The organism is Burkholderia plantarii, from assembly GCF_001411805.1.
In the GTDB taxonomy this organism is placed as follows: Bacteria; Pseudomonadota; Gammaproteobacteria; order Burkholderiales; family Burkholderiaceae; genus Burkholderia; species Burkholderia plantarii.
The window spans coordinates 3,504,581-3,523,433 of record NZ_CP007212.1 but is presented as its reverse complement, the minus strand read 5'-3'; the positions used below and the strand labels follow the sequence as shown (position 1 = coordinate 3,523,433).

17 protein-coding genes are annotated in these 18,853 nt (G+C 70.0%); 6 read left to right on the top strand and 11 right to left on the bottom strand.

Annotated features, from left to right (window positions below):
- Nucleotide 1: 1 nt before the first annotated feature.
- Nucleotides 2-1,117: an ABC transporter ATP-binding protein gene (locus bpln_RS15100; RefSeq protein ID WP_055139186.1), complete on the top strand. Its 1,116-nt coding sequence runs from the start codon at nucleotides 2-4 to the stop codon at nucleotides 1,115-1,117.
- Nucleotides 1,118-1,427: 310 nt separating this feature from the next.
- Here the strand turns inward: bpln_RS15100 and bpln_RS15095 are convergent, their stop codons facing one another.
- The 3 genes from bpln_RS15095 to dalD form a co-directional block, all read right to left on the bottom strand.
- Nucleotides 1,428-2,375, bottom strand: a complete 948-nt coding sequence (locus bpln_RS15095) for a sugar-binding transcriptional regulator (RefSeq protein ID WP_055139549.1) — start codon at nucleotides 2,373-2,375, stop codon at nucleotides 1,428-1,430.
- A 66-nt stretch (nucleotides 2,376-2,441) separates the two neighbouring features.
- A complete protein-coding gene (gene xylB, locus bpln_RS15090; protein WP_055139185.1) occupies nucleotides 2,442-3,923 on the bottom strand; it encodes a xylulokinase in 1,482 nt (493 codons plus the stop codon).
- 131 nt (nucleotides 3,924-4,054) lie between these two features.
- Nucleotides 4,055-5,449 carry a D-arabinitol 4-dehydrogenase gene (gene dalD / locus bpln_RS15085; protein WP_042625860.1) on the bottom strand — a complete coding sequence of 465 codons (1,395 nt, stop codon included), beginning with the start codon at nucleotides 5,447-5,449 and terminating at the stop codon, nucleotides 4,055-4,057.
- A 440-nt stretch (nucleotides 5,450-5,889) separates the two neighbouring features.
- On the opposite strand from dalD, the gene bpln_RS15080 reads away from it, so the two are divergent.
- Nucleotides 5,890-7,284 (top strand): MFS transporter, encoded by a 1,395-nt coding sequence (locus tag bpln_RS15080; protein ID WP_055139548.1) that lies wholly within the window; start codon nucleotides 5,890-5,892, stop codon nucleotides 7,282-7,284.
- A 102-nt stretch (nucleotides 7,285-7,386) separates the two neighbouring features.
- Here bpln_RS15080 and kynA read toward each other — a convergent pair whose 3' ends face one another.
- From kynA to kynB, 3 genes are all read right to left on the bottom strand, one after another.
- Nucleotides 7,387-8,292 (bottom strand): tryptophan 2,3-dioxygenase, encoded by a 906-nt coding sequence (gene kynA, locus bpln_RS15075; RefSeq protein ID WP_042625859.1) that lies wholly within the window; start codon nucleotides 8,290-8,292, stop codon nucleotides 7,387-7,389.
- Between the two features lie 45 nt (nucleotides 8,293-8,337).
- Nucleotides 8,338-9,588: a kynureninase gene (gene kynU / locus bpln_RS15070; RefSeq protein ID WP_055139184.1), complete on the bottom strand. Its 1,251-nt coding sequence runs from the start codon at nucleotides 9,586-9,588 to the stop codon at nucleotides 8,338-8,340.
- A gap of 130 nt (nucleotides 9,589-9,718) precedes the next feature.
- Nucleotides 9,719-10,357, bottom strand: coding sequence for an arylformamidase (kynB, locus tag bpln_RS15065; protein WP_042625857.1), 639 nt, complete (start codon nucleotides 10,355-10,357; stop codon nucleotides 9,719-9,721).
- A gap of 131 nt (nucleotides 10,358-10,488) precedes the next feature.
- Here kynB and bpln_RS15060 point away from each other — a divergent pair, with 131 nt between their 5' ends.
- On the top strand, nucleotides 10,489-10,989 hold the full coding sequence (locus bpln_RS15060; protein ID WP_055139183.1) for an Lrp/AsnC family transcriptional regulator: 501 nt from the start codon (nucleotides 10,489-10,491) through the stop codon (nucleotides 10,987-10,989).
- Here bpln_RS15060 and bpln_RS15055 read toward each other — a convergent pair.
- Nucleotides 10,976-11,488: a flavin reductase family protein gene (locus bpln_RS15055; protein WP_042626738.1), complete on the bottom strand. Its 513-nt coding sequence runs from the start codon at nucleotides 11,486-11,488 to the stop codon at nucleotides 10,976-10,978. The two genes, bpln_RS15060 and bpln_RS15055, sit on opposite strands and share 14 nt — an antisense overlap.
- Before the next feature lie 370 nt (nucleotides 11,489-11,858).
- On the opposite strand from bpln_RS15055, the gene bpln_RS15050 reads away from it, so the two are divergent.
- A complete protein-coding gene (locus bpln_RS15050) occupies nucleotides 11,859-12,587 on the top strand; it encodes a hypothetical protein (protein ID WP_055139182.1) in 729 nt (242 codons plus the stop codon).
- 228 nt (nucleotides 12,588-12,815) lie between these two features.
- Nucleotides 12,816-13,370 (top strand): peptide-methionine (S)-S-oxide reductase MsrA, encoded by a 555-nt coding sequence (msrA, locus tag bpln_RS15045; RefSeq protein ID WP_042625855.1) that lies wholly within the window; start codon nucleotides 12,816-12,818, stop codon nucleotides 13,368-13,370.
- A gap of 113 nt (nucleotides 13,371-13,483) precedes the next feature.
- Here msrA and bpln_RS15040 read toward each other — a convergent pair whose 3' ends face one another.
- From bpln_RS15040 to pdxH, 3 genes are all read right to left on the bottom strand, one after another.
- Nucleotides 13,484-14,806 (bottom strand): DUF72 domain-containing protein, encoded by a 1,323-nt coding sequence (locus bpln_RS15040; RefSeq protein WP_055139181.1) that lies wholly within the window; start codon nucleotides 14,804-14,806, stop codon nucleotides 13,484-13,486.
- Nucleotides 14,807-14,836: 30 nt separating this feature from the next.
- Complete coding sequence (locus bpln_RS15035) at nucleotides 14,837-16,057, bottom strand: SAM-dependent methyltransferase (protein ID WP_042625853.1); 1,221 nt, start codon at nucleotides 16,055-16,057, stop codon at nucleotides 14,837-14,839.
- A gap of 155 nt (nucleotides 16,058-16,212) precedes the next feature.
- On the bottom strand, nucleotides 16,213-16,857 hold the full coding sequence (gene pdxH / locus bpln_RS15030) for a pyridoxamine 5'-phosphate oxidase (RefSeq protein ID WP_042625852.1): 645 nt from the start codon (nucleotides 16,855-16,857) through the stop codon (nucleotides 16,213-16,215).
- A 144-nt stretch (nucleotides 16,858-17,001) separates the two neighbouring features.
- Between pdxH and bpln_RS15025 the strand changes: the two genes are divergently transcribed.
- Nucleotides 17,002-17,853: a tRNA threonylcarbamoyladenosine dehydratase gene (locus tag bpln_RS15025; protein ID WP_055139180.1), complete on the top strand. Its 852-nt coding sequence runs from the start codon at nucleotides 17,002-17,004 to the stop codon at nucleotides 17,851-17,853.
- Between the two features lie 101 nt (nucleotides 17,854-17,954).
- On the opposite strand, the gene trxA is transcribed toward bpln_RS15025, so the two are convergent.
- Nucleotides 17,955-18,803, bottom strand: a complete 849-nt coding sequence (trxA, locus tag bpln_RS15020; RefSeq protein WP_042625850.1) for a thioredoxin — start codon at nucleotides 18,801-18,803, stop codon at nucleotides 17,955-17,957.
- Nucleotides 18,804-18,853: the final 50 nt, after the last annotated feature.

Genomic DNA, 18,853 nt, shown 5'->3' with positions numbered 1-18,853 from the left:
CATGGCAAGCCTGCTTCTGCGCAACATCGGCAAGCGCTACGACGACAACGAAGTGCTCGGCAACGTCAATCTCGACATCGCGGACGGCGAGTTCGTGGTGTTCGTCGGCCCGAGCGGCTGCGGCAAGTCCACCCTGATGCGGATGATCGCCGGGCTCGAGGACATTTCCAGCGGCGACCTGCTGATCGACGGCATGCGCGTGAACGATCTGGCGAGCGCCAAGCGCGGCATCGCGATGGTGTTCCAGTCCTACGCGCTGTACCCGCACATGACGCTGTACGACAACATGGCGTTCGGCCTCAAGCTGGCCGGCGCGAAGAAGCCCGAGATCGACGCGGCGGTGCGCAACGCGGCGAAGATCCTGCACATCGACCACCTGCTCGACCGCAAGCCGAAGCAGCTCTCGGGCGGCCAGCGCCAGCGCGTCGCGATCGGCCGCGCGATCACGCGCAAGCCGAAGGTGTTCCTGTTCGACGAGCCGCTGTCGAACCTCGATGCGGCGCTGCGCGTGAAGATGCGCCTCGAGTTCGCGCGGCTGCACGACGAGCTGAAGACCACCATGATCTACGTGACGCACGACCAGGTCGAGGCGATGACGCTGGCCGACAAGATCGTGGTGCTGTCGGCCGGCAGCGTGCAGCAGGTGGGCGCGCCGAACACGCTGTATCACGCGCCGGCCAACCGGTTCGTGGCGGGCTTCATCGGCTCGCCGAAGATGAACTTCCTGGAAGGCGTGGCGCAGGCCGTGACGGCCGACGAGGCGGTGGTGCGCTTCGAATCCGGAGAAGCGCAGCGCGTGGCGGTGCGCACCGGCGCGCTGAAGGCCGGCGACAAGGTGACGGTCGGCATCCGCCCCGAGCATCTGCTGGTGGGGGCCGCGCCCGACGGCGGGGGCGTGTCGGTGCGCACCATGGCCGTGGAGTCGCTCGGCGACGCCGCCTACCTGTACGCCGAATCGCCGGTCGCGCCGGACGGCATGATCGCGCGGATTCCGCCGCTCGAGACGCACCGGCCGGGCGAGATGCTGCGGGTCCACGCGCAGCCCGAGCACTGCCATCTGTTCAACGAGGACGGCCTCGCGTTCGAGCGGCGTTCGCCGCACGCGCTGGCCGCCTGAGGCGGCGCCGGGCCGCCGCGGGCGGCTCGGTGGGCGTGATGACGGGAAGGAAGCGACGCCGCGCGTTTTTTGCGCGGCGTTGTTGTTTGCGGCGTCGAACGTGGGTGTCGTGGATGGCGGGGCGGGCGTTGTTCCCGATGTCGGGGATGCACCGCGGGTTCGGCATCGCGGGGCGGGCGGCTGCGATCGTCTCGCGCGTGGTGGCGTCGGCCGGCGCGGTGACGATGCGATGCGCAGGCGTCAGGCGCCGCGGATGGCGCGCCACGCGTCTGCGTGAAGGAGTCTGGATGACGCGGCCGCGGCCGCGCGTTCAGTCGGCCAGCGCGGCCCGCGCGCAGGTCTCGTCGGTGACGAGCCCCGACAGCCAGCCGCCGCGCAGCGCGGCCAGCACGGCCGCCTGCTTGCGCGGCCCGCCCGCGAAGCCGATGGTCGGCCGGCGCGGCGGCGTCTCCATCGACACGCTCGTCACGCGCGCCGTCGACGGCGTGACCACGCGCCGGCCGTTCGCGTCGATCGGCAGCCCGACCATCTCGGCCACCGCGCCGCTGGCCATCATCTCGTTCAGCTCGTCGGGCGTGAGGAAGCCGTCCACGAACAGCGGACAGTCCGGGCCGACGTTGCCGATCCCGACGAACGCCACGTCGGCGTCGGCCGTCAGCTGCTCGACGATGCGATAGAGCCGGTGGTTGCACCACTGCGCGCGTTCGGCGTCGTTGTCGGCGACGAGCGGCGCCGGCAGCAGGAAGTGCTTGCCGCCCGTCTTCTCCGAGATGTGCTGCGCGACGTCGTAGGGGTTCGACGAGCCGTCGCGCGCGATCGCGCCCACCATCGACACGAGCCGGTGCTGGCGTCGATCGATCTGCGCGATCTGCGCGACCGCGGCCTTCAGCGTGCGGCCGCTGCTGACCGCGATCACCATCGCGCGATCCTCGTTCAGGTAGCGCTCCATCACCTGCGCGCCCGCCACCGCGAGCTTGCGGTCGACCGCGTCCGGGGTGTCCGAATCGATCGGCACCACCTCGCACATCGACAGCCCGTAGCGCTTCGAGAGCTGCGCGGCCAGGTCGAGGCAGTCGGCCACGCCGTGATCGACGCGCACGCGGATCAGGTTCTTCTCGACCGCGAACGCGACCAGCCGCTGCGCGACCGGGCGCGACACCTGCAGCTTTTCGGCGATCTCGCTCTGGGTGTCGCCGGCCACGTAGTAGAGCCAGGCGGCGCGGGTCGCGAGATCGAGTTTTTCAGAGGACTTGGGCACGGTGCGTGGGCGCTCGGGCGGGTGGCTGGCTGGCTGGAGAAGGAACGGATCGTAACGCAACCGGCGTCAGGCAAGGCGCGCGCGCGACGGCTCGAACAGCGGCCGGACATGGCGATACAGCGCGCGATAGGTGTCGAGCCGCTCGCGCAACCATGCATGGCGGCCCGCGTCGGGCACGTACTCGGCCGACAGCGGCGGCTTGGTCAGCACCTGCGACGGATCGCCTCCGTCGGCGAGCCAGCCGAGCCGCGCCGCGCCGAGCGCCGCGCCGGTCGCGCCGCCGCCGAGCTGATGGGTGCGCACGTCGAGCGCGTCGGCCACCAGCTGCGCCCAGTACGCGCTGCGCGCGCCGCCGCCGATCAGCGCCAGCGAGCCGGCCGCCGAGCCGGCCGCGACGAGCGCGTCGTGCCCGTCGGCGAGCGCCAGCGTCACGCCTTCGAGCACCGCGTAGCCGAGCCGCGCGCGATCGGTGCCATGCGTCATGCCGTAGAACACGCCCTGCGCGTAGGGGTCGTTGTGCGGCGTGCGCTCGCCCGACAGGTAAGGCAGGAACAGCGGCGCGTCGGCGAGCGCGGCCGGATCGAGCGCCTCGACCTCGCCGATCAGCGTCGGCTCGTCGGTGCCGGTCAGCTTGCAGACCCAGCGCAGGCAGCTCGCCGCCGACAGCACCACGCTCATCTGCTGCCAGCGGTCGGGAATCGCGTGGCAGAACGCGTGCAGCGCCGATTCGGGATAGGGCATGAAGCGGTCGCCGACGATGCTGAGCACGCCCGAGGTGCCGAGCGAGACGAAGCCGTCGCCGGGCTGGGTGGCGCCGATGCCGAGCGCGCTGGTGGCGTTGTCGCCGCCGCCGCCCGCCACCACGATGCCTTCGCGCAGGCCCAGCTCGCGCGCCACCTCGGCGCGCAGCGTGCCGGACGGCGCGTTGCCCTCGACGATGCGGGGCATCTGCTCGCGCGTCATGCCGCCAGCCTCGAGCAGCGAGCCCGACCAGTCGCGGCGCGCCACGTCGAGCCACAGCGTGCCGGCCGCGTCGGACGGATCGGACACGCGGTTGCCGGTCAGCCGCAGCCGCAGGTAGTCCTTCGGCAGCAGCACGCAGGCGATCCTCGCGAACGTGTCGGGTTCGTGGGCCGCCACCCAGATCAGCTTGGGCGCCGTGAAGCCGGGCATCGCGAGATTGCCGGCGAGCCGGTGCAGGTCCGGCGCGCGCTGCGTGAGCGCCGTGCATTCCTCGTCGCTGCGCATGTCGTTCCAGAGGATCGCGGGGCGCAGCACGCGGTCGTCGCGATCGAGCAGCACCGCGCCGTGCATCTGGCCCGACAGGCCGATCCCGCGCACCTGCGCGTACTCGGCCGGATGGCGCTCGCGCAGCGCGGCGAGCGCCTCGCGCGTGCCCTGCCACCAGTCTTCCGGATGCTGCTCCGCCCAGCGCGGATGCGGGCGCGACACGGTAAACGGCGTACCCGCCGTGCCGACGACCGCGCCGTCGGGGGAAAGCAGCAGCACCTTGACTTCCGAGGTGCCGAGATCGATGCCGAGATACATGATGGGCGCTAGCAGTTGGTCGTCTGAGAGTCGCTAATGTAGCCGCGCGACGCGGCCCGTGCCAATGCCGGTTGACCCGGAGCGGCGGCGGCCCGGAGCGTGCCGGGCCGCTGCCGCCGCGCGCGCCGCGCTCACGGATGCCACGCGTCGACGCGCGCGAGCCCGGCGCGCAGCGCCCTCACGAGCCGCGCGTCGCCGGCCAGCGAGCCCCACAGCAGCCGCTCGGCGGCCAGCGCGGCGACCGGATCGTCGGCCGCCACGATGGCGCGCGCGACGCCCGCGTCCATCACGCCGTCCTGGTATTCGTAGGGCAGCAGGCCCTGCGCCCAGCGGCCGAGGAAGCGCAGGAACAGCGCCGGCAGCACCGCGGTGGAGACCGGCTCGGCGCCGCGCGCGAAGCAGTCGGCGAAGGTTGGCGCGATGAAGCCGGGAATCTTCGAGAAGCCGTCGGCCGCGACGCGCTGGTTGGTGTCGAGGATGTACGGGTTGCCGAAGCGTTCGAGCACCACGTCGCGATAGCGCGCGAGATCGAGCGGGCTCGGCGTGAGCGAGTCGATCACGTCGTCGGTCACGTAGGCGTGCGCGAACGCGCGGATCGCCGGATCGTGGGTGCCTTCGTGGATGTAGGTCAGGCCCGCGAGCGTGCCGGCCCAGGCGATGCAGCTGTGGGTCGCGTTGAGGATGCGGATCTTCGCTTCCTCGTAGGGATGGACGTCGTCCACCAGTTCCGCGCCGGCCAGCTCCCAGCGCGGGCGGCCCGCCACGAAATCGTCCTCGATCACCCACTGGATGAACGATTCGCCCATCACCGGGCAGGCGTCGTCCACGCCGGTGGCGGCCTTCACGCGCTCGCGCACGTCGGGCGTCGGGCGCGGCGTGATGCGGTCGACCATCGCGCTCGGGCACGACACGTGCGCGTCGAACCAGCCGAGCAGGTCGGTCAGGCCGCGCCGTTCGAGGAACTCGCGCATGCCGGCGCGAAACCGCGCGCCGTTGCTGCGCAGGTTGTCGCAGCTCTGCAGCGTCAGCGGGCCGGCGCCGCGCGCCCGCCGTTCAGCCAGCAGCGCCGCGAGCGCGCCGTAGATGGTGGTGCGCGCTCCTTGCAGATCGGCCGCGAGGTCCGGGTTGCCGGCGTCGAGGCGGTTGTGCTCGTCGAGGTAGTAGCCGCCCTCGGTGACCGTGAACGAGACGATCCGGCAATCCGGATCGGCGCCCGCCTCGATCAGCGCGGCGAGGTCGATCGACCACGGCAGCACGCGCGTGATCGAGCCGATCGTCTCGTAGGCGCGCTCGCCGTCGGGCGTCACTGTCTCGAGTGTGTAGCGGCCCTGCTGCGCGGCCAGCGCGTCCATCGTCGCGCGCATGTCGTCGCGGATGTTGGCGACGACCAGCGACCAGCGGCCGGCCGGATCGTCCGGCGCGGCCTGCTCGTTGACGCGGTGCAGATACCAGGCCTGATGCGCGCGGTGGAACGAACCGGCGCCGATGTGGAGGATCACCGGCGCGGCGGTCGGCGGAGGATTCATCCGTTGTCTCCTTGCGGCCGAACACGGCCTCGTTAAGATCATTTGCTCTCGTGGTGGGCGAATGATCGTATTCGATTTCATGAAAGTCAAGGCGACCGGACTGGATTTCGATGCTGCACTGCGGCGCCTGAAAGCCCGGCCGCCTTTTTGTTCGCCCGCCCGGGGGCATCGAATCGTCTTATGATGCGCAGGCTCGTTCGGCGCCACGGCGCCAACCGGCGTGCGCGACGGGCGGGCGCGCCGGGAATCACGACAGGCCGCCTTTCGGCCGCCGCCGGCCATCTGCGTGCGGACCGGGGATTCCGAGGAGAGAAGAACATGAACCGATCCGTGCCGCGTCGCGCGATCCGATCCGGATTGCCCGCATCGCTCGCACCGTGCTTTCCGCGCGCGGCTGCGCCGGCCGCCGCCGCGCGCGTCGCCGTGCGCCGGAGGCGGGCATGAGCGCGGCGCGCGAGGCGGCCGCGCCGGCTCCCGTCGATGTCGGCGCGGCGCTCGACCATGGGCCGTTCACGCCGATGCAGGCGCTCGCGGTGCTGCTCGCCGCGCTGTCGATCGTGCTCGACGGCTTCGACGGCCAACTGATCGGCTTCGCGATCCCGGCGCTGATCCGCGAGTGGCACCTGACGCGCGACGCGTTCGCGCCCGCGGTGGCGGCGGGCCTCGTCGGGATGGGTATCGGCAGCGCCGGCGCGGGCCTGTTCGCCGACCGCTTCGGGCGCCGCCGCGCGGTGATCGCGAGCGTGTTCGTGTTCGGCGCGGCGACCTGCGCGGTGGGCGCCGCGCCCGACATCGTCACGCTCGCGTTGCTGCGCTTCGTGGCGGGCCTCGGGATCGGCGGCGCGCTGCCCACCGCCACCACGCTGACGGCCGAATTCACGCCGGCGCGGCGCCGCACGCTGATGGTGACGGCCACCATTGTCTGCGTGCCGCTCGGCGGCATGCTGGCCGGGCTGTTCGCGCACGACATGCTGCCGGCCTACGGCTGGCGCGGGCTGTTCATCGCCGGCGGGGCGCTGCCGCTGATGTTGGGCCTGGTGCTGGTTGCCGCGCTGCCCGAGTCGCCGCGCTTCCTCGCGCGCGAGCCGGCGCGCTGGCCCGAACTCGGCCGGCTGCTCGCGCGGATGCGCCGGCCGGCCGCCCCCGGCGCCCGCTTCATCGATCTCGTCGAGCCTCACCCGGGTCTGCGCCGCCGCGGCTTTCGCGCGCTGTTCGTCGACGGCCTCGCGCGCGACACGATCGCGCTCTGGTGCGCGTTCTTCATGTCGCTGCTGGCCGTCTACAGTGCGTTCAGCTGGCTGCCGGCGATGCTCGCCGCGCAGGGCCTGAGCGTGTCGGTGGCCGGCAGCGGGCTGACCGCCTACAACCTCGGCGGCGTGTTCGGCGCGCTCGGCTGCGCGGTGGCGATCGCGCGCTTCGGCTCGCGCTGGCCGCTGGTGGTCTGCAGCCTCGGCGGCGCGGCGAGCGCGGCCTGGCTGCTCGGCGTGGACGCGGCCAGCCAGCGCGGCTGGCTGCTGCTCGGGCTCGGCCTGCACGGCCTGTTCGTCAACGCGGTGCAGGCCACCATGTACGCGCTGTGCGCCTTCCTGTATCCGACGCAGGTGCGCGCCACCGGCGCCGCCGGCGCGCTGATGTTCGGGCGCCTCGGCGCGATCCTCAGCGCGTTCGCGGGCGCGTTCGTGATCACTTCGGGCGGCGCCGCGGGCTACCTGTGCATGCTGGCCGCGGCGATGGCGATCGCCGGGCTCGCGCTGGCGCTGCTGCGCGGCCATCTGAAACCGTTGCGCGCGCAACGGGCGGCGGCGCTCAGCGAACTGGCGGGACAGGGGCGCTGAACGGCGGGGGCGGCACGATGGATGACGTGCCGCGCGACCGCGCCATCGAGGGAAGGCGGGAGGACGCGACGGCCGGCGCGAATGCCGGCCGTGCAGGAACGCTTACAGCGTCGTGCGGACGTGCCAGAGTTCCGGAAACAGCACCACGTCGAGCATCTTGCGCAGATAGGGCGCGCCGTTGGTGCCGCCCGTGCCCTGCTTGAAGCCGATGATGCGCTCGACCGTCGTGACGTGGCGGAAGCGCCACTGGCGAAACGCATCCTCGAGGTCGACGAGTTCCTCGGCCATCTCGTACAGATCCCAGTGCGCCGACGGCTCGCGGTAGACGGCGAGCCAGGCCGCCTCGACCGACACGTCGTGCGTGGTCGGCGCGCGCCAGTCGCGCGCGAGCCGTTCGGCCGCGATCGGGAAGCCGCGTCGCGCGAGCAGGCGCACCACCTCGTCGTAGAGCGACGGCGCGTCGAGCGTGGCCTCGACCTCGGCCAGGATCTCGGGCCGGTGCGCATGCGGCTTCAGCATCTGCGCGTTCTTGTTGCCGAGCAGGAATTCGAGCTGCCGGTACTGGTACGACTGGAAGCCCGACGACGCGCCGAGGTAAGGCCGCATCGCCGAATACTCGGACGGCGTCATGGTGGCCAGCACGTTCCAGGCCTGCACCAGCTGTTCGAGGATCCGCGAGACGCGCGCGAGCATCTTGAACGCGGGCGGCAGCGCGTCGCCGCGGATCGAGGCGAGCGCCGCGCGCAGTTCGTAGAGCGCGAGCTTCATCCAGAGTTCGCTGGTCTGATGCTGGATGATGAACAGCATCTCGTTGTGGTCGGGCGAGAGCGGATGCTGGGCCGTGAGGATCGGGCCGAGCGAGAGGTAATCGCCGTAGCTCATCGACTTCGAGAAGTCGAGCTGGGCGTCGTGCCAGCCCTCGGGGCCGGCCGGCGCGGCGGCCGGCTCGCCCGAGAACGGGCAGCGCGCGGCGTCGGGTGCGCCCGCTTGCGGTGGTTGGGAACTCATGATTGGGGGACTCTCCGGCGGGTGTTCTTGGAAACGGACGGCTGCTCAGGTCACGGTGGTCCGAGCGGCGTACTCGGGCGCGCGCCAGGCCTCGGTATCGAGGATCTCGCGCAGCACTTCCACGGCATCCCAGACGTCCACGTAGCGCGTGTAGAGCGGCGTGAAGCCGAAGCGCAGGATGCGCGGCTCGCGGTAGTCGCCGATCACGCCGCGCGCGATCAGCGCGCGCATCACCTCGTAGCCGTGCGGATGCTCGAAGCTGACCTGCGAGCCGCGCCGCGCGTGCTCGCGCGGCGTGACGAGCGTCAGGTCGAAGCCGGCGCAGCGGCGTTCGACGAGCGCGATGAAGGCGTCGGCCAGCGCCAGCGACTTGCGGCGGATCGCCGGCATGTCGGTCTCGTGGAAGACGTCGAGCCCGCACTCGACCATCGCCATCGAGACGATCGGCTGGGTGCCGCACTGGAAGCGCGCGATCCCGGCGTCGGGCGCGAAACCGGGCTCCATCGCGAACGGCGCGCGGTGGCCCCACCAGCCCGAGAGCGGCTGCTCGAACTGCGCGACGTGGCGCTGCGGCACCCAGACGAAGGCCGGCGAGCCGGGGCCGCCGTTCAGGTACTTGTAGGTGCAGCCGACCGCGCCGTCCGCGCCGGCGCCGTTCAGGTCGACCGGCACCGCGCCGGCCGAATGCGCGAGATCCCACAGCATCAGCGCGCCGGCCTGCTGGGCGTGGCGCGTGACGGCCGGCATGTCGTGCATGCGGCCGGTGCGGTAGTTGACGTGCGTGATCATCGCCACGGCCGTCTGCGCGTCGATCGCCGTGTCGAGTTCGGCCGGATCGTCGACGAGTCGCAGCGTGTAGCCGCGATCGAGCTGGGCGATCAGGCCCTGCGCGATGTAGAGGTCGGTCGGGAAGTTCGAGCGCTCCGAGACGATCACGCGGCGCTCGGGCGCGCGCCTGGCCTGCTCGCGCAGCATCGCCGAGAGCAGCTTGAACAGGTTCACCGAGATCGTGTCGGTGATCGTCACCTCGCCGCTCGCCGCGCCGATCAGCGGGGCGAGCCGGTCGCCCAGGCGGCGCGGCAGCGCGAACCAGCCCGCGGTGTTCCAGCTGCGGATCAGGTCGCGGCCCCATTCGTCCTCGATCACGGCCTGGGCACGCGCGGCCGAGGCGGCCGGCCGCGCGCCGAGCGAGTTGCCGTCAAGATAGATCGTGTCGTCGGGCAGCAGGAAGCGGCCGCGCAGCGCGGCGAGGGGATCGTCGCGATCGAGCGCGAGTGCGTCTTCACGTGAGTTCATGGCGGAATCCGGGTGAGGAAGAAGAGAGTCTTTGATTCTGACCGGCCGCGCCGGGCGGGCGGATGATCGGGATCGGGTTGTCGATCATTCGGCTGCCCGGCGCGGGGCGGGGCGCCGTCGCGGCGACGGCCTACGGCGTGGCCGGCAGCGCGCGCAGCACCGCGCGCACCGGGCTCGCGTCGAGCGTCGTGAACTTGAGCGGCAGCGCGATCAGTTCGTAGTCGCCGGCGGCGACGTCGTCGAGCACGAGCCCCTCGAGGATCGCCATCGCATGCGCCGACACGCGCCGGTGCGCGTCCATCGTCTTCGATTCCTGCGGGTCGAGCGACGGCGTGTCGATGCCGACCAGCCGCACGCCGTGCGCGGCGAGCAGGTCGATGGTCTCGGGCGCCACGGCGCAGAACGCGCTGTCCCATGCCTCGCGCGGCGCGTGCGCGTAGGTGCGCAGCAGCACGCGCGGCGGCGCGCCGGCCAGCGAGGCGGCCACCTGTTCGGGACGCACCACCGGCGTGGCGCCGAGGCAGTGGATCACGCGGCAGGCGCCGAGATAGGTATCGAGCGGCACCGCGCCGATCGGCGCACCGTGCGCGTCGTAGTGCAGCGGCGCGTCGGCATGCGCGCCGGTGTGCGGCGAGAGCGTCAGCCGCGCGACGTTGACGGGCGAACCGGCCTCGATGCGCCAGACGCCGTCGACCGACACGGGAGTGTCACCCGGCCAGACCGGTGTATCGGGGAAAATGTCGGGAGAAATGTCCCAGAGCGTAGCCATCTGCGTTTGTTTTCGGGATATCGATGGGTTCGATCATAAGTAAACGTCGCCGAAAGGTGCTTGCGAAATAAACATGGACATTCGGCAAATATCGCAGATAATTTGAACGATAGCCAAAACGGGGACCAGAAATGCATGCAATCTCGCTGGACGCTACCGATTGCCGTATTCTCGCCGTATTGCAGCAAGAGGGCCGGATCAGTAACCTCGATCTGGCCGAACGTATTGCCCTGTCGCCGTCGGCCTGCCTGAGGCGCATGCGCCTGCTCGAGGAGCAGGGCGTGATCGAGTGCTACCGGGCCTGCCTGAGCCGCGAGAAGCTCGGTTTCGAGCTCGAGGCGTTCGTGCAGGTGTCGATGCGCAACGATCAGGAACAGTGGCACGAGCGTTTCGCGGAGGCGCTGAAGGCCTGGCCCGAGGTGGTGTCGGCGTTCGTCGTGACGGGCGAGACGCACTACCTGCTGCGCGTGCTCGCGCACAATTTGAAGCACTATTCGGATTTCGTGCTGAACCAGCTCTACAAGGCGCCGGGCGTGATGGACATCCGCTCGAACATCGTGCTGCAGACGCTGAAGGACGAGGCGGGCGCGCCCGTGTCGCTGGCGCGCACCGGTTCGGTCAGAGCGGACTGACGCCGTGGAACGTGCCGCCGTGGAACACCAGCGGCGCGGCCGAACCGAGGTCCGCGTGCAGCCCGCAGCGCTCGACCTCGCCCACGAAGATCACGTGGTCGCCTTCCTCGTAGCGGCTGCGGTTGTGGCACTCGAACCAGGCCAGCGCGTCGTTTAGCACCGGCATCCCCGATTGCCCCGCCGCGTGTGACACCCCCTCGAAGCGGTCTCCCTTGACGGTCGCGAAGCGCTTGCACAGGTCGAGCTGCGAGGCGGCCAGCACGTTGATCACGTAATGACTGTTGCCGCGGAACACCGGCAGCGAGGCCGAGCGCGTGGCCAGGCTCCACAGCACGAGCGGCGGATCGAGCGATACCGAATTGAACGAACTGGCGGTGATGCCGATCGGCGCGCCCGACGGCGCGCGCGTCGTGATCACCGTGACGCCGGTGGCGAACTGGCCGAGCGCCTGCCGGAACGCGGCGGTATCGAAATCGGGGGGCGCGGCGTGGGACGTCATCGCGGCACCGCCTGCGGCGCCGCGGCGGCAGGTGCCGGGGCCGGAAAGCGAGAAATCACGAAAGGAGCGGTCATCGGGCACTCGGAAAAGGTGTTCCGATTCTAGCGGAATCGATGGCGGGCCGGCTCGTTTGTCAATCGGCCCGGCCGATTGCGCCGCCGGGCGTTCGCGCGCGGACGGCAGCGCAAAGAATAATTTCGGCGGGCACCACGCAGCGGCGCCGGAGACGGGCATCATCATGCGAGACGATCTGCGCCGGCCGGGCCGGCGATGGAGACGGCACGGCGGGGCGCGATGGTCGACCCGGCCGTGCGGGGAAGCACGTTCGCCCGACAGTATTTCGCATCGTTCGACGGAAGGGAGATCCGGCATGAATCGCGGAAACGGTAAAAAAAATGGATCCGGCGTCGCGGCGTCGTCGAGCGTCCTCTCGCCGCAACAGCCTCATGAACCGCCGCCGCCGCGCGATCTGGTCACGGCGACGCTGGCGATTTCGGCGCCGCAAAGCACGCTGACGGGCGGCCGCGACAGCCTCGAGATCACGGGGAAAAACACCGGATGGACGAAGGGACCGGGCGCCGATGCCGCGGTGCCGCGCTACGGCTCGCGCAAGGCCTATCTGGAGCAAAATCAGGCGGGCCATCCGTTCGCGCGGCATTTCGCGAATCGTCACGTGCAGGCCGACGAGGCCGAGGACAAGCGGGGTCTGTCCTGCGCGGAAGGACACAGCGTGCTCGAGTCCCACCAGCGGCTGTCGAGCGAGGGCAAGACCTATGGCCTGGAGCACCTGGAGGCGCTCAAGCAGGCGATGGTGCCGATGCCGAAATTCAGCGCGAACACCAGTTCCACCCACAAGCGGAAGATGCTGAACAAGCGCGATGAGGCGTTGGGGGCCATCCTCGCCAGCACCGGCATGGATAGCTGGGAGCAGTATGTCGGCAGGGAGTCGTCGTATCTGGCATGGAACGACATCCAGCAGCACGCCCGGTTCTCGCGGGTGCGCCATGATCCGGCGAGCGACATCAAGCCGGGGCAGGACATGGATTACTGCACGCGATGCCGGACCGAGATCGCCGATCAATTGAAGAACGAGTCGTGAGGATGCGTTGCGCGGCTGCACGCGCCGCGGGCAAACGAAAAGCACCGCCGGGTGCTTTTTTGTTTGGTCGGGCAGCCGGTCTGCGACGGCGCCGCGCCGGGCGCTCCCGTTTTCCGCGAAGGCCGGCGGCCGGCCCCGCGTCCGGCCGCGGCAACTCGGCTAAACTTGCCGCATCGAAGCGGTCGTTGCGATCGCTCCGGACACATTGCATTTTCGAGAGGACATGACATGGAAAATCAGGTTTCGACGGCCGTGCTCGGCGGCGGATGTTTCTGGTGCACCGAAGCGGTGTTCCTCGACGTCGCCGGCGTCCACTCGGTCGAGTCGGGCTACGCCGGCGGCGCCGTCCGCAACCCGAGCTACGCGGCGGTCTGCGAGGGCGACACGGGCCACGCGGAAGTCGTGAAAGTCACGTTCGATCCGGCGCGCATCGGCTATCGCGAGATCCTCGAGATCTTCTTCGCGACGCACGATCCGACGCAACTGAACCGGCAGGGCGCCGACGTCGGCACGCAATATCGCTCGGCGGTGTTCGCCGAAAACGAGGAGCAGCGCGCGATCGCGCACGAAGTGATCGATGCGCTCGAGCGCGACAAGGTGTTCGACGCCCCGATCGTCACGCGCGTCGACATGCTCGACGGCAATTTCTGGCCGGCCGAGGAATATCACCGCGACTACTTCGCGCGCAATCCGCAGCAAGGTTATTGCGCGGCCGTGATCGGGCCGAAGATCGCGAAATTCCGCAAGAAGTTCGCGCATCGCCTGAAATCGAACGGCGGCTGAGCGAGCGGGACCGGGTGCAAGGCCCGATGCAGGAACCGACGGCGGCACAGGAATGTGCCGCCGTTTTTCATGGTGTCGTTGAATTTGCCGAGCCGCGCCGCAAGGCGCGTGTCTCAGGCCGGGTCCGCGCGCAGCCGCTCGATCGCCGCGTCGATCGCCTTGGCCAGTTCGATGCACGACAGCGGCGCCGAGCCTTCCGCCTTGTTGTTGATGGTGATCAGCACCGGCTGGCCGGCCAGCGCGTATCGCGCGGCCAGGTCGGCGAGCGCGCGACGCGTCTGCGGGTCCTCGTCGACGAGCCGGTCGAACGGATCGTATTTCGCCTTCGCCTGCTCGTATTTGAAGCCGCCGTGCAGGCTCCAGCGCACCACCAGCGGGCCGGGCGCGTCGCCGTCGAGCAGCGCGAGCGCCGCCGCCTGCCGCAGCGGGTCCGGCATCCGCGCGTGCAGGCCGACGCAGTAGCGCACGCCGGCCGCGGCGAGCGCGCGAATGAAGCGCGGCGTGAGCAGGCTCGCGTCGCGGATCTCGATCGCGTAGCGCGGGCCGTCGGTCTCGCCGCTTTCCGCTGATGGAGATGGCAGCGGCGGCAGCGCCGCGAAGAACGCCGCGAGCCGCTCGATCAGCGCGGCCGGATCGGCCAGCAGCCCGTCGGGCAGCGGCGAGAACTGGAACACCAGCGCGCCGGCCTTGCGGCCAAGGCCGTCGAGGCAGGGGCGCACGAAATCGTCGGTGGCGATGCGCGCGTCGAGGAACGCCGGGTTCGGTCCGGCCGGTTCGCCGCGCGGACCTCGCACGACGGCGTCGGTGACCGAGGCCGGCGCCTTCACGACGAAGCGGAAATCGTCGGGTACCTGCTGCGCGTAACGCAGATAGTCGGCCACCGACAGCGGCGCGTAGAACGAGCGGTCGATGCTGACGCTCTTGAGCAGCGGATGCGCGCCATAGGCATCGAGCCCGTCGCGAGAGAGCTTCTGCGCGGAGTAGTCGTCGCCGTAGACGATGCCGTTCCAGCCCGGAAACGACCAGGTCGAGGTGCCGAGCCGCACGTTCGGCGGCAGCGCGGCCGCGGTCGCGGCGACCTCGTCGCTGATCGCGGCGCGCGCCACGCCGCGTTTGCGCGAACGGCGCGGCGCGGCGGCCGGCTGGCCGGCGGCGCTGCCAGAAGCAGCGGAAGCGGGCGGCGGTGCCTCGTCGCCCCACAGCGACGGGGACGGTGCCGCTTCATTTTCGGCGGGCGCGGGGTGACGGGAGGGGGCGGGAGGCGGGGACGAACCGGCCGAGGCGGGCGGCGCTTCATCCACTGCGGGATCGGCCGTGGGCTCGACAGCAGGCTCAGGCGGCGCCGCGCCGAACAGGTCGAACTGTTCGGCGTCGCGCGGCGCCTCGTCGTGCTTCGTCGTTCGCGCGGCGTCGCGCCGCGTGCTGCCGTCACCCATGCATGGTCATTGCGTCGTCGGACGCCGCCGTCAGCGCGGCAGCGGGTTCTCGTAGATGTAGCGCCGCGACCACGGCAGCGTTTTCGCGCTGCGGCCGGCCTTGCGGCAGACGAGCTGATAGATCGACACGTCGTCGTTCTCGAACGCGTAGGCACAGCCGGCGAGATAGACGCGCCAGATCCGGAACTTCTCGTCGTCGACGAGCTGCCTCGCCGCGTCGGCCTTCGCCTCGAAGTTGTCGGTCCAGATGTCGAGCGTGCGCGCATAGTGCCGGCGCAGGCTTTCGACGTCAACCACTTCCAGGCCGCCGCGCTGCGCCGATTCGAGCGCGAGGCCGATGTGCGGCAGCTCGCCTTCCGGGAACACGTAGCGGTCGATGAATTCGCCGCCGCCCAGCGAGGTCTCGCCGCTGTCGGCGTCCGTCGAGGTGATGCCGTGGTTCATCGCGATGCCGTCGTCGGCCAGCAGCTCGCGCACCTTGCTGAAGTAGCCCGGCAGGTTCTTGCGGCCGACGTGCTCGAACATGCCGACGCTGGTGATCCGGTCGAACTGGCCGTCCACGTCGCGGTAGTCCTGCAGGCGGATCTCGATCTGGTTCTCGAGGCCGGCCTGCCTGACGCGCTCGGTGGCGAGGTCGAACTGGTTCTGCGAGAGCGTGACGCCCACGCAGCGCGCGCCGAACTTCTGCGCGGCGCGCAGCACCAGCGCGCCCCAGCCGCAGCCGATGTCGAGCAGGCGCTGGCCCGGCTGCAGCTGGATCTTGGTCAGGATGTGGTCGATCTTCTTGATCTGCGCGGTGGCGAGGTCTTCGTCGCCGTTCTCGAAGTAGGCGCAGGAATAGACCATGTTCTCGTCGAGCCACAGCTTGTAGAACTCGTTCGAGACGTCGTAGTGATACTGGATCGACTTCTTGTCCGAGTTCTTGGTGTGGCTGAAGTAGCGCGTCACGCGCGCGAGCTTGCTCGCGTTGGTGACGGTGTTGCGCGCGAGCGAATAGCCGATGTTGATGATGTCGGGCAGCCGGCCCTCGATGTCGATCTTGCCCTTCACGTAGGCCTCGCCGAGATTGTCGAGGCTCGGTTCGAGCAGCAGCGGCAGCGCCGAGGCGCTGTTGACCTTCAGCGTGACGTCCGGCGCGCTGAAGGTGCCGAAATCATGCTGGTCGCCGTTCCAGAGCACCAGGCGCGCCGGCAGGTTCGCCTTTTCCCGTACTTCGTCCGCCCACTGTGCCAGCTTCTTTTCCCAGAACATTTGGATTCTCCGTTGCCTGTTGAAATGAATACAGCCAAGTCATTGTTCCGGTCCGCCGCGGCGAGGCGGCGGGCCGTCATGCAAACCGAAACACGGAAGGCCGCGGAGCAACCCGGGCGGACCGGTGGGTGGCGCTGGCGCGGGCGATCAGCGCATCAGGGCGAGAGGCGCTCGACCACCCAGCGATCGGGGGCGCCGGCGTCGCGCGTGTAGCGCAGGCGATCGTGCAGCCGCGACGGCCGGCCCTGCCAGAACTCGATCGATTCCGGCACGACCCGGAAGCCGCCCCAATGCGGCGGACGCGGCGGGTTATCGCCGTAGCGCTCGCGGGCCTCGCGCTCGCGCGTTTCCAGCACGGCGCGGTCGGCGATCACGGTGCTCTGCGCCGACGCCCAGGCGCCGAGCCGCGAGCCGACCGGACGCGACGCGTAATAGGCATCGCTTTCCTCGGCGGCGATCTTTTCGAGGCGGCCTTCGATGCGCACCTGACGCTCCAGCTCGATCCAGTAGAACAGCAGCGCCGCGTGCGGGTTCGCCTCGATCTCGCGGCCCTTGCGGCTCTCGTAGTTCGTGAAGAACACGAAGCCGCGCTGGTCCACGCCCTTGATCAGCATGATGCGCGCGGACGGGCGCCCGGCGGCGTCCGCGGTCGCGAGCGTCATCGTGTTCGGCTCGGGCAGCTTGGCGTCGAGCGCCTCGTTGAGCCACTTGTCGAATTGCCGGAACGGATCGGATGCCACGTCGTGCTCGTCGAGCGACGCGCGGGAATAGTTGATACGGAGATCAGCGAGAGAAGTCATTTTTATGCGAACCCTTCAATCTGGGGCCAGTATAGCCAAGGATGCAAAATCATGCGTCGAGACGACACGCCCGGCCGACACCGCGCCGATCAGGCAAAATAGGCGCTTTCGCGGCCAGGCCGCTTTCATTTCACTTACCTCAGCATGGCCCGAATCGACGTCGTCACGACGCAAGCCGATCTTACTCCTGGCCCGGCGGGACATTTTGACCCGGATCGGGCGCGACGCTTTGGCGGCGTCTCGCGCCTGTACGGGTCCGACGCGCTGGCCGCGTTCGAGCGCGCGCACGTGGCCGTGATCGGCATCGGCGGGGTCGGCTCGTGGACGGTCGAGGCGCTCGCGCGCAGTGCGATCGGCAACCTGACCCTGATCGATCTCGACAATATCGCGGAAAGCAACACGAACCGCCAGATCCACGCGCTCGACGGCAATTACGGAAAGGCCAAGGTGGACGCGATGGCCGAGCGGATCGCGCTGATCGATCCGGCCTGCCGCGTGCATCGCGTGGAGGATTTCGCCGAGGCCGGGAACTTCGACGCGCTGCTCGGCGGCGGCTTCGACTACGTGATCGACGCGATCGACAGCGTGCGCACCAAGGTGGCGCTGATCGCCTGGTGCGTCGCGCGCGGCCAGCCGCTCGTGACGGTCGGCGGCGCGGGCGGCCAGCTCGACCCGACGCGGATCCGCATCGACGACCTGGCGCTGACGATCCAGGATCCGCTGCTCTCGAAGGTACGCGCGCAGCTGCGCAAGCAGCACGGCTTCCCGCGCGGGCCGAAGGCGAAGTTCAAGGTCAGCGCGGTCTATTCGGACGAGCCGCTGATCTATCCGGAAGCGGCGGCCTGCGAGATCGACGACGCGACGGCCGGCGACGTGGCCGGCACGGGCGGGCCGGCCGGGCTCAACTGCGCCGGCTTCGGGTCGAGCGTGTGCGTGACGGCGAGCTTCGGGTTCGCGGCCGCCGCGCACGCGCTGCGCGCGCTCGCGGCGCGATAGCGGACACGGTAACCGCCGCAGTCACCCCCTGGCAAAAAAACGGGCGCGTGCCACGATGGCACGCGCCCGTTTTGCGTCCGGCGTCCGGCCGCGCCGGCGCCTCAGTACAGCAGCGCGCTGAGCTTGCGGCGCCACGCGGAGACCAGGTTCGGCTGGTCGGCGGCCAGCTCGAACACCGACACCATGGTCTTGCGGCCGACGTCGTCCTTGAACGCGCGGTCGCGCTTGACGATCTCGAGCAGCTGCTCCAGCGCGCCTTCGTAGACGCGGTGCGCGATCAGCAGCTGGGCGAGATCGAAGCGTGCCTCGAGATCGTTGCCGTCGGCGGCGATGCGGGCTTCCAGCGCGTCGGTCGGCGGCAGCTCGACGGCGGCGTCGAGCGAGTCGAAGCGCGTCTTGATCGCCTGGTAGCGCGGGTCCACGCCGTTCACGGTCTGCGGCGAGAGGCGCGTGGCCTCGTCGCGCGCGGCCTCGACGCGATCGATGGCCAGCAGCAGCTCGATCAGGTCGAGGCGGATGTCGTCCTGGCCCGGATTCAGCGCGAGCGCCGACTGCAGGTGCGTGACGGCGTCGTCGTAGCGTTCCTCGGCCAGCGCGATCTGCGCGGCGCGGCGCTCGGCGTCGTCGGGCGACGGCAGCAGGCGGTCGATGAAGGCGCGGATCTGGCCTTCGGGCAGCATGCCGATGAACTGGTCGACGGCACGGCCGTCGGCGAACGCGATCACGTGGGGGATGCTGCGGGTCTGGAAATGCGCGGCGAGTTCCTGGTTCTCGTCGACGTTGACCTTGACGAGTTTCCAGCGCCCCGCGTAGTCAGCCTCGAGGCGTTCGAGCAGCGGGCCGAGCGTCTTGCACGGGCCGCACCAGGGCGCCCAGAAGTCGACGAGTACCGGGGCGTCGAGCGATGCTTCGATGACGTCGCGTTCGAAGGTGGCGAGCGTGGTTTCCATGGAGGTCCTCGTGGATCGGATTAATCGCGTAGATGGGGCCGAAGCCGGAT

What these genes read in the sequence shown, in the direction of transcription:
- kynA (WP_042625859.1), bottom strand. Translation starts at nt 8,292, where the DNA reads ATGAGTTCCCAACCACCGCAAGCGGGCGCACCCGACGCCGCGCGCTGC.
- bpln_RS15040 (WP_055139181.1), bottom strand. Translation starts at nt 14,806, where the DNA reads ATGGGTGACGGCAGCACGCGGCGCGACGCCGCGCGAACGACGAAGCAC.
- bpln_RS15035 (WP_042625853.1), bottom strand. Translation starts at nt 16,057, where the DNA reads ATGTTCTGGGAAAAGAAGCTGGCACAGTGGGCGGACGAAGTACGGGAA.
- xylB (WP_055139185.1), bottom strand. Translation starts at nt 3,923, where the DNA reads ATGTATCTCGGCATCGATCTCGGCACCTCGGAAGTCAAGGTGCTGCTG.
- bpln_RS15100 (WP_055139186.1), top strand. Translation starts at nt 2, where the DNA reads ATGGCAAGCCTGCTTCTGCGCAACATCGGCAAGCGCTACGACGACAAC.
- trxA (WP_042625850.1), bottom strand. Translation starts at nt 18,803, where the DNA reads ATGGAAACCACGCTCGCCACCTTCGAACGCGACGTCATCGAAGCATCG.
- bpln_RS15080 (WP_055139548.1), top strand. Translation starts at nt 5,890, where the DNA reads ATGAGCGCGGCGCGCGAGGCGGCCGCGCCGGCTCCCGTCGATGTCGGC.
- bpln_RS15055 (WP_042626738.1), bottom strand. Translation starts at nt 11,488, where the DNA reads ATGACGTCCCACGCCGCGCCCCCCGATTTCGATACCGCCGCGTTCCGG.
- msrA (WP_042625855.1), top strand. Translation starts at nt 12,816, where the DNA reads ATGGAAAATCAGGTTTCGACGGCCGTGCTCGGCGGCGGATGTTTCTGG.
- bpln_RS15025 (WP_055139180.1), top strand. Translation starts at nt 17,002, where the DNA reads ATGGCCCGAATCGACGTCGTCACGACGCAAGCCGATCTTACTCCTGGC.
- kynU (WP_055139184.1), bottom strand. Translation starts at nt 9,588, where the DNA reads ATGAACTCACGTGAAGACGCACTCGCGCTCGATCGCGACGATCCCCTC.
- dalD (WP_042625860.1), bottom strand. Translation starts at nt 5,449, where the DNA reads ATGAATCCTCCGCCGACCGCCGCGCCGGTGATCCTCCACATCGGCGCC.
- bpln_RS15050 (WP_055139182.1), top strand. Translation starts at nt 11,859, where the DNA reads ATGAATCGCGGAAACGGTAAAAAAAATGGATCCGGCGTCGCGGCGTCG.
- bpln_RS15060 (WP_055139183.1), top strand. Translation starts at nt 10,489, where the DNA reads ATGCATGCAATCTCGCTGGACGCTACCGATTGCCGTATTCTCGCCGTA.
- kynB (WP_042625857.1), bottom strand. Translation starts at nt 10,357, where the DNA reads ATGGCTACGCTCTGGGACATTTCTCCCGACATTTTCCCCGATACACCG.
- pdxH (WP_042625852.1), bottom strand. Translation starts at nt 16,857, where the DNA reads ATGACTTCTCTCGCTGATCTCCGTATCAACTATTCCCGCGCGTCGCTC.